Raw genomic sequence first — 15846 nt, forward strand, 5'->3', positions numbered from 1 at the left:
TTTCTCTTCATCACTACGCGATGATTGAAGGTCTCACTACTAGCTATTCTTCCGCATTTTCCCCACCTGGCCAATTGCCTCTACCCAGTTCACTAGTACCTTGAGCAGATGCAAGATCAAGGGGTGCTTTGATGCTCAAAGCAGCCAGCGCCGACGCTGCTATGAACGTTTTCGTCGGCAGATTTGCCGCCAACCCCGAACAACCGCAGACAGGTCATCACCCGAAGCGGACGTTGGCCCGAAAGCAATGGTGGGTCTGCTTTCGCTTTAATTACGTACTTCAGCGCTTGAATTCATCTGCGCTCACTGAAGTGCGTCATCGACAAGTCCTCCCTATTGGCGCAATGGATCGAGCCTGGGCACTGGAGTTGCCGGTAGTTGGGCATTCATCCGCAAACTTGTGAGGGCACACAGCTCCGCCTATAAATCTGGTCAGAGTCCCCAAAGACAGACCAGTGCGAGTACGTCCAGCCCGTTGCACTGAGCCCCATCCCCGCATCAGGAGCCTGCCTTGTTACATTCCCTTGCGCGTAACGCATTCTGCCTTGCTTTGGTTGGCATGCTCGCCGCCTGCGCCAGTACCTCGCAATCCACGGTTTTATCGACCAGCAGCCCGCAGTATGGCCAGTGGAATACGGGCGCCGGCGAGGCCAACGAGCCGTCTGGTGGCGAACCGCCGAAGGGGGCGATGCCTTCGGTGCAAGACTTCGATTATCAGGCCAAGTACCAGGCGGCGTTCCAGGTCATGCTCTGGAGCCGACCCGCCGCCGCGATTTACCGACCATGGGCGGCTTCCAAGTCCCAACTGCAAATTGATGACACCACCGTCATCACGTATGACCGCGTGGCAACGCCTCGTCTGGAAGCCATTACCGCCAACAGTTCAACGCCCTACATCTTTGCACTGCCAGACCTGCGCAAAGGCCCGGTCGTCGTTGATGTGCCGCCATCTGGTCCGGACGGCTCGCTCTATGGTCAGGTGGTCGATGCCTGGCAGCTGACCATTGCCGATATCGGGCCGGGTGGGAAGGATGATGGCAAGGGCGGTAAGTACCTGTTCACACCGCCTGGATACCAGGGTGAGATTCCTGCCGGGTACATTCACGTGGCCTCGCCCAACTACCGGATTGCCTTTGCGTTCCGTTCCATCGTTGCGCCAGGCAAAACCGCTCAGGATGCCGTTAACTATGCGCGTCGGCTGAGGGTCTACCACTTCCAGGATGCAAATTCGCCACCGCCAGAACAGAAGTTCATGGTGGCTGATGAACGCGTGTTCTCGACACTGCCTTATTACGATGAACGAGCGTTTGACGACATTTACCAGATTTTCAGCGTCGAACCGGCCCGTCCGCAGGACAAAACCATGATGGGCATGTTGGCCACGCTGGGCATCGTGCAGGGGCAGCCGTTCAATCCGGATGAGACCACCAAAAAGGCCATGCGCCAGGCGGCGATTGACTCTTGGTACTACCTGCAATACTGGTTCGACCACGTCCCAGCAGACCAGCTCTACTGGCCTGACCGCCACTATGTGTCGCTACTGATGGCTGACAAGAGCCGCACCTTCACCTGGGATTACACCGACCGTATCGATTACACCGCACGTGCAGCGGAGTATTTCTGGTGCACCTTCATGCCCCATGTCCTGAGTGATTCGCCCTCCACGCAATACATGATGGCGACGGCCGACAACCAGGGCCAGCCGCTGCTGGCCGGCAAAACGTACAAGCTCAATGTCCCCGCCGACATGCCGGTCAAACAGTTCTGGGCATTGACGGTGTATGACCGGGCCACCATGGCCTTCATTTACACGCCATCTTCGCGGACTACCTTGTCCTCTTACGACCTGGACAAAATGAAGAAAAATGCGGATGGATCGGTCTCGCTGTACGTCGGCCCGAAAGCGCCGGACGGGCTGGAATCCAACTGGATTCCCACCAATGGCAAGCGGCCGTTGCCTGCCATGCGGTTCTACGGCCCGACTCAACCGATGAACGAGAAGACCTTCAAACTGCCGGATTTTGAGCGGGTTGATTAAATCATATAGACCGAACAGGTAAGCCATCGACATCTCGTTGATGGCTTACCCTGGAGATGCGGACTGTTCGTCCATAGTCTGGTTTCTGTCAGTAATCAGCCATGTCGGTTCACGGTTCAGAACGGGGGCTTTCGCCGATAACCTGCCAGCCCAATGGTCACTCCGACATCACCACCAGAGCTTCCAACTGCATTCACTGGAATCAATCGCCCAACCCGGGTGGGCTCGATGGGGCCGCACTTGAACAGCAACATAAACATCCGGATTGCTTCAAGCACAGCAGAGCACATCTGACTAATTCTGGTGCACGTTTGCGCCTGGTTACCCCTATCCTGGTCTACAGGTGCATGTTCGTTCATGTTTTATGCTTGACATCAGAATGTTCGCGTGATTAATTACACACTTGTTCACGTTTTGTGTGCACGATCATGCATGAAGATCTTCCTCTCGCCCGCCGCGACCTCATCGCCAGCCGTCTCGCTCAAGGCCAGGCCGTAGTTGCGGCTACGCTCGCGGCTGAATTCTCCGTCTCGGAAGATGCCATCCGCCGCGATTTGCGCGCATTGGCGGCTGATGGTCTTTGCCGCCGGGTTTATGGCGGTGCATTGCCGGTTTCCGCAGCCACCTCTCCAATGGCAGCCCGTATTGACGTGGCCGCTGCCCGCAAGGAGGCACTGGCAAAAGCAGCCTTGCAAACGGTGCAGTCAGGCGAGCTGCTGTTCCTGGACAGCGGCAGCACCAACCTCGCACTCGTGGATTTGTTGCCCGACGACGCGGATGTCACCGTCGCGACCAACTCCATCGACATCGCGGCGGCTGTCGTGCGGCGGCAGGACATCAAACTCGTGTTGATTGGTGGTGGCGTTGACTTGCTGGTCGGTGGGAGCGTCGACGCCGCCGCAGTACAGGCGCTTCTGCAGCTCAACATTGACCGCTGCTTCATTGGGGCCTGCTCGGTGTCCACCGGCAGCGGCGTGAGCGCATTCAATGGATCAGATGCCGCATTCAAACGCGCAGTCCTCAAGCAAAGCCGTCATAGCCTGGTGCTGGCCACCAGCGAAAAAATGGCGATGCGTGCTCACCATCGCATCGCGGACCTCCGGGATTTCGAATACCTGGTAGTCGAGCACGATCTGCCCACCGCCGAACTTGAAGAACTGAAGCAAGGTGGCGCAGTCGTCCTGCAAGCCGCCAATCCCTGAAAACAAAAAGTCAGCCCGCATATCCACTGGAGTTCCATTCCATGTTTTCCGCAGACACGCCAGCAACACGGCTTGCCACCCGCATCGCATTTCTTGTCGCCGGTTTTGGCGTGGCCTGCTGGGCCCCGCTGGTCCCCTTTGCCAAGCAGCGCCTTGGCATTAATGATGGTCAGCTCGGTTTGCTACTCCTCTGTATTGGCATTGGCTCGCTGTGCTCTATGACATTTACCGGCATTCTCAGCGCCCGCATTGGGAGTCGGCGTCCGATCATGGTGGCTGGCCTGGCATTGGCCGTAATGCTGCCCTTCCTGGTCGTCACGTCGACGCCACTGACTCTGGGTATCGCCCTCTTCTTTTTTGGGGCGGCACTGGGCTCTCTGGATGTGGCCATGAACATCCACGCGGTTGAAGTTGAGCGGGATGCCAAGCGCCCTCTGATGTCTGGCTTTCACGCGCTGTTCAGCGTGGGTGGCTTTATTGGCTCGACCTGCATGACCTTCCTGCTCTCCGTGCATGTTGATCCGCATTTGGGCACCTTGCTGTGCGCTGCAGTCATGGTCATCGCCATGTTATTCACCTGGCCGCGCTTGCTCAAACAGCACACCTCTGGCGGAGAAGGCCCTCTGTTTGTCATGCCCCACGGCATTGTCTTGCTGCTGGCCGTACTGGCTGCCGTGACCTTCCTTGCCGAAGGCGCTTTGCTGGACTGGGGTGCATTGCTTGTCACCGACAAGGGCCTGCTGCCGGCAGCGCAAGGGGGTCTGGCCTATATGCTGTTCTCCATCGCCATGACGGTGGGCCGCCTGACTGGTGACGCCGTGACTGCCCGCATTGGTGATCGCACCACGATGTTCTGGGGTGGCATTGTCGCCGTTGCCGGCTTCGTGACCGTACTCACTGTGCCGGTTGGCGTCGTCGCCCTTGGCGGTTTCATCCTGATCGGTCTGGGTGCATCCAACGTCGTGCCGGTTCTGTTTCGTCAGGCGGGTATCCAGAAAGTCATGCCCTCCGGCCTCGCCGTGGCAGCGATTACCACCACCGGTTATGCAGGTGTTCTGCTTGGGCCTGCCCTGATCGGCTTTGCCGCCAAGCATGTCGGTCTTGGGTCTGCCTTCTGGATGCTGGTTGCATTGATGTGCCTGGTGCCGATTTGCGCCGGCATCGTCACCCGTAAGGAGTAAAACCCCATGAACCTGGCCCATGTTGCCTTGTGGACTCGTGACCTCGATAGCGCAGCTGCATTCTGGGAAAGCTATTTCAATGCGACTGTGGGCGCGCCTTATTACAGCGCTCGCCGCCTTGGCTTTGTCTCGCGGTTCGTTAGCCTGCCTGGCTGCGCCAGCAAGATCGAGCTTATGACCGGCCCGTGGATCACCGAGTCAGAGGCTGGGGATAGTGTGGGGTGGGACCACATCGCCATTTCACTCGGCAGCAAGGATGAAGTTGATCGGCTCGCCCGAATTTGCAAAGAGGACGGGCTGCTTGAATCCGGCCCGCGCATGACCGGCGATGGCTATTACGAGGCGGTGATCAGGACGACCGACGGCACCGCGATTGAAGTGACTTCCTGAGGTTTCTGGTACGGACAGGCGCATTCGCTTCCTGTTCGTCAGGGCTCTCCCAAGGCTGAAAACCTTGCCCTTTGGGTTGGTCTGAAAACAAGGACCAGCCCGTTTTTTTTGATGATCGGCATGACAATCAAAGCAGTGGTTTTCGACTTGGGCGGCGTTTGGCTGGCGGTTGTCCACCCCATTTGGGACTCAAGCCTTCGGTGCACCTGTTGAATGTCGCTCAACCAGCCTGAGTTTTTCGATCACCTTCATGGGTGGCTGAGCGGGTTTGTTCCTGGTCAATTCCAGCAGCATCTCAATGGCCTCAAAGGCCATTTCAGTGGTTGGAATGGCTACTGTAGTCAGCCCTGGGCGAGACTGACTCGCCATATGGATATTGGTCACGCTGACTACTGAAATATCTTCCGGTACCCGCAATCCCATCTCTGCCGCAGCATCAAGGACGCCAATTGCCGGCAGGTCGTTGGATACGAACAGCGCGGTCATTCCCTTGTTGGTCGTTAACAGTTCAAACGCAGTTCGATACCCGTCTTCATAGGTATCCTCGCAGAATCGGATCTGTTTTGTTTTGACCGGCAGGTTCGCTTCTTCCAGTGCATCCCGGTAACCGGCGTAGCGTCCGGCGTGAATCCCTTCCGCAGGGCTCGCAATCAACGCGCCAATGTGCTGGTGGCCCAGATCAATCAGGTGTTGTGTTGCCATCTTGCCCGCCTTGGTGGAATCGAAAGCAATGCAAGGGATGCCGGGGTGCTGTGCCGGGTCTTCCCAGATACTGATGACGACCGGGACTCCGCGCTTTTCGATGGACTTGAACTGTTCAAGATTAAGGTTGCCCTTGTTTGCTACCAGCACCCCATCCGACAAGGAGCCCGCGACCTCATTCAGAAACTGGCGACCACCGTCTTCTTCATAGTCAGTGTTGCAGATCAACAAGAAACGGTTCTCGCTCCTGGCGGCCAGGTGTGCCTGCAAAGTGAATTCCGGGTAGAACGGATTGGTCAGGCAACCGAGCATCAGGGCCAGCGTCGGTGACTTGCGTTCTACCAGTGCGCGCGCATTCAGGTTGGGGTGATAGTTGGTGGCAGCCACTGCCGCCAGCACACGATCTCGCGTGGCGTCACCCACTCGGCCGCGACCGCGCAAGACATTGGTTACTGTTGTGGGCGTTACGCCGGCATGTGCGGCGACTTCTTTAATGGTTGCCATGGCTCTTGATGGTCAATGTGTCTCGCCGATGGGCACTCTCAATCGAATTTTCCATGTAGTCAGTGACCGAGTGCTAACAAAACTGGAACGTTATTTCGACTTGGGGCACGCACGCAACGGCTGGATTTTGGATTTTAATTTCTTGTTGCACTTGATTTAACGCTAAATTAAAGTCTACCAGAACGTAGTGAGAAAACACGAACTACAGTTTTTGTCCATAAAGATCGTGGATTGCTCTATGGCCGGGTGTAGCACCCTGGTAGCAAAGTGCCGTCCGGTTCTTATTTTTTTGCAGTGATGATTTAACGATAAACCAGGAAGGACGGCGCTGTGGCTTCAATCATTTTGCGAGCGGTTTCGAAATCCTACGGCGACAACAAGCCGACACTCCGCGACGTAGATCTGCATATCGGGGATAACGAATTCTGCGTGTTCCTCGGCCCGTCAGGGTGTGGAAAATCGACCCTGTTGCGGATCATTGCAGGACTGGATGATCCAACGACCGGCGACATTCTGATTGATGGTGCAAGGGTCAATGAATTGCCCCCGGCACAGCGCAGTGTGGCCATGGTGTTCCAGAGCTATGCGCTGTTTCCGCACATGACCGTCGCCCAGAATATTGGCTTCGGCCTGAAGCTGGCCAAAACACCACCTGCAGAGGTGGAGCGCAAAGTGCAGGAAGCTGCAGCGGCCCTGCAATTGGAACATCTGCTGGCCCGCAAGCCACGTGAATTGTCCGGTGGCCAGCGTCAGCGCGTTGCCATTGGGCGAGCGATCGTTCGCCGCCCCGGGGTGTTCCTGTTTGACGAGCCACTGTCTAACCTGGATGCGACGTTGCGCGGGAAAACCCGCCTCGAAATCGCCCGCCTGCACGCCAGCTTCGACAAGTCCTCCACGGTGTATGTCACGCATGACCAGATCGAGGCCATGACGCTGGCAGACAAAATTGTCTTGCTGCACGCCGGCAAAGCCGTTGATGAGCACGGCAGCATTGCCCAGGTCGGCTCGCCACTGGACCTGTATCACCGCCCCAAGAACCGCTTTGTAGCCGGCTTTATTGGTACACCCCAGATGAATTTCATTGAGGGGACGGTCTCCGACATTGCTTTTGATGGTGTAACGGTAAAGCTGAACAGCTCTAACGACTTCATCAAATCCAGCACAGGAGGTTCGTCCCTCGCGGTTGGCCAACCCGTCACCCTCGGCATACGCCCGGAGCATCTGGTAGTCCGTGAAGCCGGATCCACTCTCGCTGCAGGCGAGTCCGCCATGAGCCGGACTGTACAAATGGTCGAACACCTCGGCGAGCAAACCTACCTGCATCTGCAGGATCCAGCCGGCGGCGCGTTGATGGCCAAAGTCCATGGCGATAGCACCAGTCGCCCCAATGACATCATTCAGGTGGTCGCACCAGCTACGTGCTGCCACCTCTTTACCGCAGATGGTCTTGCGGTCCCGTTCCTGTAAGTCGTTCTGGAGAGAGGAGTCAAAAATGAAAAAAGTTGTACGGTACTCTGCGTTGTGCGCGGCTCTGGCTTTTTCGGCACTCGCTCACGCTGGCGAAATCACAGTCAACATTGCTTTCAAGGGCGCGGGTTCCCGCGCTGTCTGGGAATCCATCATCAGTGACTTTGAAAAAGCCAACCCGGATGTGAAGGTCAAACCCGCCTTCATTGAAGAAGAAACCTACAAGGTCCAGTTGCCGGCGTGGTTGACGACGGTATCGCCCGATATCGTGAAATGGCACGAAGGCGAGCGCATGGCTTATTACGCCGAACGCGGTCTCCTGGAAGACATCTCGGCCGAATGGCCCAAGAACGGATGGGACAAGCAGTTTGCTTCGCTCAAACAAGCTTCCTCCTACAAAGGCAAGCAGTACGCCGTGCCCACTGATTATTTTGCGTGGGGCATGTACTACCGCAAAGACCTGTTCCAGAAAGCCGGGATCACCAGCGAACCGAAAACCTGGGAAGAATTCCTGGCTGCCTGCAAAAAGTTGAAGGCCGCGGGGATCGCCCCGATTGCCGTGGGGGGCCGCGACTCCTGGACCCTGGCCGCCTGGTTTGACTACCTCGACTTCCGCATCAATGGCTATGACAACCACATGAAGTTGATGAACGGGGAAATGGCCTATACGGACCCGAAGGTGAAGAAAGTCTATGCCGCGTGGAAAACGCTGATCGACAACAAATACTTCATCGACAACCCCACCTCCTACACGCTCGATTCGGTTCAGCCGCTGTTCAACCAGGGCCAGGCGGCAATGACGCTGATGGGTACTTTCCTCTCGCCGGTTATTCCGCCGCAAGTCAAGGCACAGACCGGGTTCTTCCAGTTCCCGGTCATCAACGCGGCAGTGCCGGTGGCTGAAGATGGCTCCGCCGAGTGCCTGAACATTCCGGCCAAGGCCAAGAACAAGCCCGACGCCAAGCGCTTCCTGGCCTTCATTGGCAAGCCTGAAATCAGTGCCCGTATTGCCAGTGCGCTGGGTACGTTGCCGGCCAACAACCAGTCACAAATGCCGGAGGATCCCATTGCTCGCAAGGGTTTCCAGATCTTGTCCGGTACGACTGGGGGGATCGCCCAGTTCTACGACCGCGACATGACCAAGGAAATGGCCGACGAAGGCATGAAAGGCATGCAGCGTTTCGTGACGGATCCGTCGAAGCTTGACGAGATCCTGGCGCAACTCGAACAGACGCGTCAGCGTGTTTACAAGAAGTAAGAACCATACCGGGCTGCCCGCCAGCCCGGTGCTTCTGACGGGATTCCCGCTTGCTGCTGCCACGGCGAGCGGGTCTCACAGACGGATTTCAATCATGTCCAGAAACAAGGTCCACGCGCCACTGGCGCAACGACGCAAACGCACCGCATTGCTGTTCCTGCTGCCTGCGATGGTGATATTTGCGGTGTATGTGATTTACCCGATTTTGAGCAGCTTCTGCCTCAGCTTTTACAACTGGGACGGCGTAACCGACAAATCCTGGGTGGGCTTCGCGAACTACAACGAGTTGTTCCATAACCCCGTGTTCTTTACGGCGTTGAAGAACAACGTGCTGTGGTTGGTGCTGTTGATGCTGGCCCCGCCCATTGGTCTCGCGTTCGCGCTTTATCTGAATCAAAGCGTGTGGGGCATGCGGCTCGTCAAATCGCTGTTTTTTTCCCCGTTTGTGCTGTCCGGGGTGGTGATCGGCCTGATTTTCAGCTGGTTCTATGACCCTGCATTCGGTTTGCTGAAATTGATTGTGGGTCATGGCATTCCGGTGCTGGGAGACGAGCATTACGCCACGTTCGGCATCATTTTCGCCGCGCTGTGGCCCCAGGTGCCGTTCTGCATGATCCTGTATCTCACCGGCCTGACCGGCATGAATCCCGAAATCATTGAGGCCGGCCGGATGGAAGGCGCCAAGGGCTGGACGCTGCTATGGCACGTGGTGTTACCCCAGCTCAAATCGGCCACCTTCATGTCCATCACGCTGACGGTGATTGGCGCGCTGCGCAGCTTTGACCTGATTGCGGTCATGAGCGGCGGCGGCCCCTACGACAGCTCCACTGTGCTGGCGTATTTCATGTACGACCAGTCCATCAAGTACTTCCGGTTTGGTTATTCCGCTGCCATTGCAGTGGTGCTCTTCCTGATCATGTCGGTCTTCATTACCTATCAACTGCGCCGCCTGTTGCGCTCTGAGTCCTGACCGAGAGGCTTGGCTATGTATCCGTTACCTATCGAAAAATGGAAGCCAGCTAACCGCTGGTTCTACAAGGCGTCTTTGCCATTGGCGTTGTTGGTGTGGCTGCTGCCGCTGCTCGCCGTGATGATGACCTCGGTCCGATCCAATGATGACCTCATGCAGGGCAACTACTGGGGCTGGCCAACAAAGATCGCAGCCTTTGAGAACTACCGTGCTGTGCTCGTCGAATCTCCGATGTTGCATTACTTCTGGAACAGCTGCCTGATCACGTTCCCGTCGGTTGTCGGTGCGATCATGTTGTCGGCGATGGCTGGCTTTGCGCTGGCGACCTATCCGTTCAAGGGTAATACCGCGATCCTCGCGACCTTTGTGGGCGGCAACTTTGTCCCCGTCCAGATCCTGATGATCCCGGTTCGCGATCTGACCCTGCGCATGGGCCTGTTCAATACAGTCGAAGGGCTGATTCTTTTTCATGTGGCCTTCCAGACCGGGTTCTGCACGCTGTTCCTGCGCAACTTCATCAAGGAACTGCCCTATGAGCTGGTGGAGGCTGCGCGGGTGGAAGGTGCCACCGAGTGGCAGCTTTTCTACAAGATCATCATCCCCCTGATCACTCCGGCACTCGCGGCCCTTGCCATTCTGGTCTTCACATTTATCTGGAACGACTACTTCTGGGCGTTGTGTCTGACCCAGGGCGACGACGCCGCACCACTGACGGTGGGTGTCTCGGCCCTGAAGGGGCAATGGACGACGGCCTGGAACCTGGTATCTGCGGGCTCGCTGCTGGCCGCACTGCCTTCGGTGCTCATGTTCTTTGCCATGCAAAGGCATTTCATTGCCGGCCTGACTTTCGGGGCGACCAAGGGCTAGCGCACGAACTTTTCACTCGGCGTCCGTCCCGGACGCCCACTTCTCACGAATTTCAGGAGGCTTGAATGAAGGTCGGGGTCGATTATTACCCGGAGCATTGGGACCGGGCAGTATGGCAGCAAGATGCCAAAGATATGAAAGCCGCAGGAATCAAGGTGGTCCGACTGGCCGAATTCGCCTGGTCGCGTCTTGAACCCCGCGAAGAGGTTTATGACTTCCAGTGGCTGGACGATGCCATTGCGGTCCTTGCATCAGAGGGGCTGGAGATCGTTCTGGGTACCCCGACCGCCACGCCGCCACACTGGCTGGCTGACGGCTATCCGGACGTACTACCCATCGATAGCAAGAAGCAACCAATGTACAAGGGCGTTCGCTGGCACCGCTGCTACAACAGTCCCTCGCTGCGCCGCTATACCCGCGTCATCGTTGAAAAACTGGCGCGTCACTACGCCGGAAATCCGGCCGTGATTGGCTGGCAGACCGACAATGAGATGGTGGCCAATGACTGTCACTGCGACGCATGTACCGCCGGGTTCCGCCAATGGCTGGAACGCAAGTACAGCACGCTCGACAACCTGAACAAGGAATGGGGCACGGTCGTCTGGAGTGGCGAATACACCGCCTGGTCGCAGGTCACCACCCCGCTGGGTGGCTCACCGCACCAGAACCCGTCGTTCCTGCTGGATTTTCAGCGTTTTTCCTCGGACTCCGTCGCGGACTTCAACAAGTTTCAGGCGGACATCCTGCGCACCCACTGCCCCGATCACTTTGTCACCCACAACATCTGGGGTTACCCGGTTGTGACTGACAACTACGACCTGTTCGAGAGCATGGATTTCGCGGCGGTCGACTATTACCCCGCAACGGACCAGAACAACGACGCCAAGGCCAGGAATTACCTCGGCGCGCTAACCCTTGATCTGACCCGCGGTATCAAACAGAAGAACTTCTGGGTCATGGAACAACTGAGCGGCACGCCTGGCTGCTGGTTTCCCATGTCGCGCACCCCGTTCCCGGGCATGATCCGGGCCCACGCCTGGCAAACCGTTTCCCGTGGCGCAGATGTGGTTGTGCATTTCCGCTGGCGCACCGCCCGCATTGGCGCAGAACAGTTCTGGCACGGCTTGCTGGATCATCACGGTGTACCGGGCCGCCGCTTTGAAGAGTTCAAACGTTTCGCATCGGAGCTCAATATGTTATCCGGACTGCTTGACGGCACGGTCGTACAAAACCAGGTGGCCATGCTCTACTCACACGAGCAGAACAATGCACTGCGGATTCAGCCGCAGGTGGATGGTTTTGACTACCTGGCCAACTTCAAGAAACTGCATCAGTCCTTTGTGCGTCAGGGTGTAGGCACTGACGTGCTGAACTGGACCTCAAAGGTGAGCGACTACAAGTTGGTCATCGCACCTTCGCTGTATCTTGAAGACCCGCTGGTCGTGCAAAAACTTGCAGACTATGTCGAAGCTGGCGGCACACTGGTACTGACCACCCGAACGGGTGTGAAAAACATGAACAACGTGTGCCTCCCGACCCGGTTGCCAGGCGCATTGCGTGAGATTGCCGGAGTCATCGTGGATGAATACGATCCGGTCGGTCATGATGCCCAGAGAATCGCCATGTTCGATGCCAACACGGGTTGCATGCAATGGTGCGATTTGCTGGAGCCCTCAACCGCCAAGCCGATTGCCCATTACGACAGCGAGTACTTCAAGGGGCGTCCTGCGATTACCTGCAACCCGGCAGGCAAGGGCCGGGTGTATTACATCGGGACCGTGCTGGATGACGCAGGGTACGACGCGCTGTTCGGGCATATTGTGCGGGAAACTGGCATCCCCGCTTTTGCGGGTTTGCCAAGTGGTGTTGAAGTGTCGATCCGCCAATCCGGTGATAAGCGCTACATGTTTGTGCTGAATCTGACGAAGCGGACGCACACTGTTCATCTGGAAAATCATCAGCGATGGCGCAACGCGTTTACAGGTGGGATGGCCAGTCCGGACATCCTGCTTGAACAGGGTGGGGTGGAAATCCTGATGTCTGCCGGGGCCTAAGGTCCAGCAGGGAAAGAAAAAGCCGATTGCGTCATCGCAGTCGGCTTTTTGCACGTTGATCAAAACCCGTTCCGACCCTTTGGATAGCCGGTCGGGCCGAGATCAATGGACAGCAGATGAAGGGCTCACAAATCCGGGTTATGGCCTGTGAAACGCCCGCTTCTTGCATGCAACCAGACCTTCCAATCTCGAGTTCGACATGACCGCACCGGCCGAGAAAGCGCCGAGAATCACCAATAAATGCCTAAACTGGTGTCCATTGAGATAGAGCCAGCCTACTTAGCTCCCAAGCGACAGCCCTGGCCGTTACAATCAGGACCCACCACATGCAGAAAACAGATTGTCTGGTCGATATCGGCGTCAATTTTCATTCGTCGCAACTGACCGGGCTCACCGCCACGCTACTGACCCGTGCCAAAGAGGCAGGTGTCACCCGCATTCTGGCCACCGGCACATCGCTCAAGAGTTCACAGCAGGCGCTTGACCTCGCCCGTGCTGAGCCGGGAACCGTGTATGCCACTGCAGGGGTTCATCCCCACACCGCAAAAGACTGGTCGCCCGCTGTCGCTGCAGCTATACACGTCATGCTGGAAGATCCGGCCGTGGTGGCGGTCGGAGAATGCGGGCTGGACTATAACCGCGATTTTTCTCCGCGCGACATCCAGCGCGCCGTATTTGAAGCACAGTTGCAAAGCGCCATTGATACGCATAAGCCGCTGTTTCTGCATTGTCGGGATGCATTCACCGATTTTCATGCGCTGCTGGCCCCTGCGGTGCAGGCCGGTGCCCATGGTGTGGTCCATTGCTTTACTGGCAACCGGGCCGAAGCCGAGGCGTTCATTGAAATGGGACTGGATATCGGTATTACCGGTTGGGTGACTGATCTCAAGCGAGGCGCCGATCTGCGCGACGCGGTAGCGCACATTCCGTTGGCCCACTTGCATCTCGAGACCGACGCTCCCTACCTTGGCCCCAAAAACACCACCAAACGCCGTCCCTACAACGAGCCGGCCAACCTTCCCTACGTGGCGCAAGCCATTGCTGAATTGAAGCAACTGCCGGTAAGCGATGTGGTCCGGCAGTGCACCCAAAACAGCGAACGGCTTTTCAGTCTCCCGTAAAACCGAATGGAATGCCCGATGCAAAGCGACCTCTCAAAAGTGCTCTATAGCGCCACTGACCTGGCGTTGATCAAGCGATTAAGCACGGAGGAGATTCTGTACGTAGAGACCGACAATCACCTGTTTACCGACATTGTTTGTCGATCCGGTTTCACGCTATGCGCCATGCCGGAAGACTACTGGGCCTCAAGTCTGGGTTTTGAACAGGCTGGGTATGCCTGGGTCAAACGTGCGATATTTCAGCAAGAACCCTTTTCTCCGGGCTGGAATGAGGATGGGCAAGCCACACTAAGGATCATTCCACCTGGACCGCTCGAACGTATCTGTATTGTCAGAACCGCTGCCGGATTCAGCGAAGCAGAAGATGAATCAAGCGCAGCGACGTTTGGTGATCGTATTGAGCGCGTGCTCCAGCAAATACGACAGACACATTCTCAACGCAGCTTCAATACTTTCCTGTTTAATCCAGAGCTTGTTGAGAAAACAGACGAGAAGCTTCGTCACTGTCTTGTCGATGTTGGCTTCCTGCTTTTTTTCGACCAAACGGTAGTGAGCGTTGCTGCTTATGACAATTTTTTCAGCCTGGAACCGGCCAGGATGAAGCCCGCTGATCTGGATGACCATTTTATATCCCGCTATCAGATGATCCCGTTGAGGGAAACATGATGAGCACAGGTAGCTGTCCGTCTGCCTACAATTTGTCTTCCAGGATATCCTGAATATCCTGTCGCGGTATGCCAGCCCACGAACCTTGAGGATTGATTACAAGACCACTAAAACCTTGGTCTAACACAAGTTGAAGAACGCTGGTGGATTCCATACCGAATGAAGCGAGGGCTGGATTGCGGCGAGTAACCTCGTTATGGCTCGTGAACGCCAAGAGCGCAGTTCCACCGTCTGGAGCGGACGATGTGAGAAGACGCAATGTAGTGGCTTTCGCAAGTTCAATTGACCGTTGCCCCTGCCGCTCTTGAGGCAAATTAGCAGCCCCCAAGATCAAGTGCCCCGACTTAAGCGAACGATACAGTCCAATGCGATTCGCGCTTGATGGGCGCGCAGTCAGTTCCTCGATTGCCTCATCCACCGAGAGTGAACTTTAATCAGGCTTCATAGGCGAGCCCCGTCGAGCGGAAGTGTCGGCTTCCAAGCATTTACGTTTGTCGGGTTTGGGGTTGGGTTTGGGGTTGGGGTTGGGGTTGGTAGTATCGGCGAGCCAGAAATGCAACAAGGGCCTGTAAACCGAAGTCTACAAGCCCTTGTTTTGTTTGGTCGGAATGGCGGGATTCGAACTCGCGACCCCTTGCACCCCATGCAAGTGCGCTACCAGGCTGCGCTACATTCCGAGGAAGGGCGATTATAGCTGCACCTTGGTGCTCTGCCTACCCCTTTTGCTCAGTTTTGCAGTTGGCCGTTACTACCAGAACCAATGGGTTCGTTCAGCCAGTCCAGCAAAGCTTGAAGCTCCTCGCGGATGGAGGTTGCGGGGTTCGCTGCTTCTTCACCTGCATGCGCAAGCTGGTTACGCGCGCCGCTGATAGTAAAGCCTTGTTCGTAAAGCAGTGAACGGATGCGCCGCACCAGCAGCACTTCATGGTGCTGGTAGTAACGACGGTTACCGCGCCGCTTTACCGGCTTGAGTTGGGTGAATTCCTGCTCCCAATAGCGCAAGACGTGCGGCTTGACACCACACAAGTCGCTTACTTCACCAATGGTAAAGTAGCGCTTGGCCGGGATGGAGGGTAGCTCACTGGTTGGAATGACGTTGCTGTTGCTTTGCATAATGCAGTTCAACAAGTCCCTTCAGTTTCTGGCTGGCATGAAAGGTCACTACGCGGCGGGCGGAGATAGGAATTTCTTCGCCAGTCTTGGGGTTGCGACCCGGGCGTTGTGGCTTGTCACGGAGCTGGAAGTTACCAAAACCGGAAAGTTTGACGACGTCGCCTTCTTCGAGAGAAGCGCGGATCTCTTCAAAAAACGCCTCGACCATATCTTTGGCTTCGCGTTTGTTCAGGCCAACCTTGTCAAACAGCAAATCGGCGAGGTCTGCTTTGGTAAGCGTCATTGTTGTTATCTCAAAAACTTATGTGAGTCG

The 15846-nt window shown here is 56.6% G+C and carries 15 protein-coding genes and 1 tRNA gene; 11 read left to right on the forward strand and 5 right to left on the reverse strand.

What is annotated here, in order from left to right:
• The first annotated feature begins 511 nt into the window (after nucleotides 1-511).
• The 4 genes from IEX44_RS05650 (at nucleotide 512) to IEX44_RS05665 (ending at nucleotide 4811) form a co-directional block, all read left to right on the forward strand.
• Complete coding sequence (locus IEX44_RS05650) at nucleotides 512-2038, forward strand: DUF1214 domain-containing protein (RefSeq protein WP_229678770.1); 1527 nt, start codon at nucleotides 512-514, stop codon at nucleotides 2036-2038.
• A 428-nt stretch (nucleotides 2039-2466) separates the two neighbouring features.
• Entirely contained in the window at nucleotides 2467-3240 is a 774-nt protein-coding gene (locus tag IEX44_RS05655) for a DeoR/GlpR family DNA-binding transcription regulator (protein ID WP_188690023.1), read from the forward strand.
• A gap of 41 nt (nucleotides 3241-3281) precedes the next feature.
• A complete protein-coding gene (locus IEX44_RS05660; RefSeq protein ID WP_188690027.1) occupies nucleotides 3282-4421 on the forward strand; it encodes an MFS transporter in 1140 nt (379 codons plus the stop codon).
• A gap of 6 nt (nucleotides 4422-4427) precedes the next feature.
• A complete protein-coding gene (locus IEX44_RS05665; protein WP_188690030.1) occupies nucleotides 4428-4811 on the forward strand; it encodes a VOC family protein in 384 nt (127 codons plus the stop codon).
• Between the two features lie 189 nt (nucleotides 4812-5000).
• On the opposite strand, the gene IEX44_RS05670 is transcribed toward IEX44_RS05665, so the two are convergent.
• The gene (locus tag IEX44_RS05670; RefSeq protein WP_188690034.1) at nucleotides 5001-6017 is read right to left on the reverse strand and encodes a LacI family DNA-binding transcriptional regulator; all 1017 of its coding nucleotides are present in this window, start codon (nucleotides 6015-6017) and stop codon (nucleotides 5001-5003) included.
• Between the two features lie 330 nt (nucleotides 6018-6347).
• On the opposite strand from IEX44_RS05670, the gene IEX44_RS05675 reads away from it, so the two are divergent.
• From IEX44_RS05675 to IEX44_RS05705, 7 genes are all read left to right on the forward strand, one after another.
• Nucleotides 6348-7484, forward strand: coding sequence for an ABC transporter ATP-binding protein (locus IEX44_RS05675; RefSeq protein ID WP_188690038.1), 1137 nt, complete (start codon nucleotides 6348-6350; stop codon nucleotides 7482-7484).
• A 25-nt stretch (nucleotides 7485-7509) separates the two neighbouring features.
• Nucleotides 7510-8742 (forward strand): ABC transporter substrate-binding protein, encoded by a 1233-nt coding sequence (locus tag IEX44_RS05680; protein WP_188690041.1) that lies wholly within the window; start codon nucleotides 7510-7512, stop codon nucleotides 8740-8742.
• Between the two features lie 94 nt (nucleotides 8743-8836).
• Complete coding sequence (locus IEX44_RS05685) at nucleotides 8837-9712, forward strand: carbohydrate ABC transporter permease (protein ID WP_188690045.1); 876 nt, start codon at nucleotides 8837-8839, stop codon at nucleotides 9710-9712.
• A gap of 15 nt (nucleotides 9713-9727) precedes the next feature.
• Nucleotides 9728-10579: a carbohydrate ABC transporter permease gene (locus IEX44_RS05690; protein ID WP_188690048.1), complete on the forward strand. Its 852-nt coding sequence runs from the start codon at nucleotides 9728-9730 to the stop codon at nucleotides 10577-10579.
• A 65-nt stretch (nucleotides 10580-10644) separates the two neighbouring features.
• The gene (locus IEX44_RS05695; protein WP_188690050.1) at nucleotides 10645-12633 is read left to right on the forward strand and encodes a beta-galactosidase; all 1989 of its coding nucleotides are present in this window, start codon (nucleotides 10645-10647) and stop codon (nucleotides 12631-12633) included.
• 326 nt (nucleotides 12634-12959) lie between these two features.
• Entirely contained in the window at nucleotides 12960-13754 is a 795-nt protein-coding gene (locus IEX44_RS05700) for a TatD family hydrolase (protein ID WP_188690053.1), read from the forward strand.
• Nucleotides 13755-13772: 18 nt separating this feature from the next.
• Nucleotides 13773-14420 (forward strand): hypothetical protein, encoded by a 648-nt coding sequence (locus tag IEX44_RS05705; protein WP_188690058.1) that lies wholly within the window; start codon nucleotides 13773-13775, stop codon nucleotides 14418-14420.
• A 25-nt stretch (nucleotides 14421-14445) separates the two neighbouring features.
• On the opposite strand, the gene IEX44_RS21305 is transcribed toward IEX44_RS05705, so the two are convergent.
• The 4 genes from IEX44_RS21305 to IEX44_RS05725 form a co-directional block, all read right to left on the reverse strand.
• The gene (locus tag IEX44_RS21305) at nucleotides 14446-14838 is read right to left on the reverse strand and encodes an SseB family protein (protein ID WP_188690060.1); all 393 of its coding nucleotides are present in this window, start codon (nucleotides 14836-14838) and stop codon (nucleotides 14446-14448) included.
• Nucleotides 14839-15020: 182 nt separating this feature from the next.
• Nucleotides 15021-15097: transfer RNA gene (locus IEX44_RS05715), tRNA-Pro, on the reverse strand.
• 49 nt (nucleotides 15098-15146) lie between these two features.
• Nucleotides 15147-15533 carry a MerR family transcriptional regulator gene (locus IEX44_RS05720; protein ID WP_188690063.1) on the reverse strand — a complete coding sequence of 129 codons (387 nt, stop codon included), beginning with the start codon at nucleotides 15531-15533 and terminating at the stop codon, nucleotides 15147-15149.
• Nucleotides 15499-15816: an integration host factor subunit alpha gene (locus tag IEX44_RS05725; protein WP_188690065.1), complete on the reverse strand. Its 318-nt coding sequence runs from the start codon at nucleotides 15814-15816 to the stop codon at nucleotides 15499-15501. The genes IEX44_RS05720 and IEX44_RS05725 overlap by 35 nt, the downstream gene beginning before the upstream one ends.
• Nucleotides 15817-15846 lie beyond the last annotated feature (30 nt).

Source organism: Silvimonas amylolytica (assembly GCF_014645555.1).
Classification (GTDB): Bacteria; Pseudomonadota; Gammaproteobacteria; order Burkholderiales; family Chitinibacteraceae; genus Silvimonas; species Silvimonas amylolytica.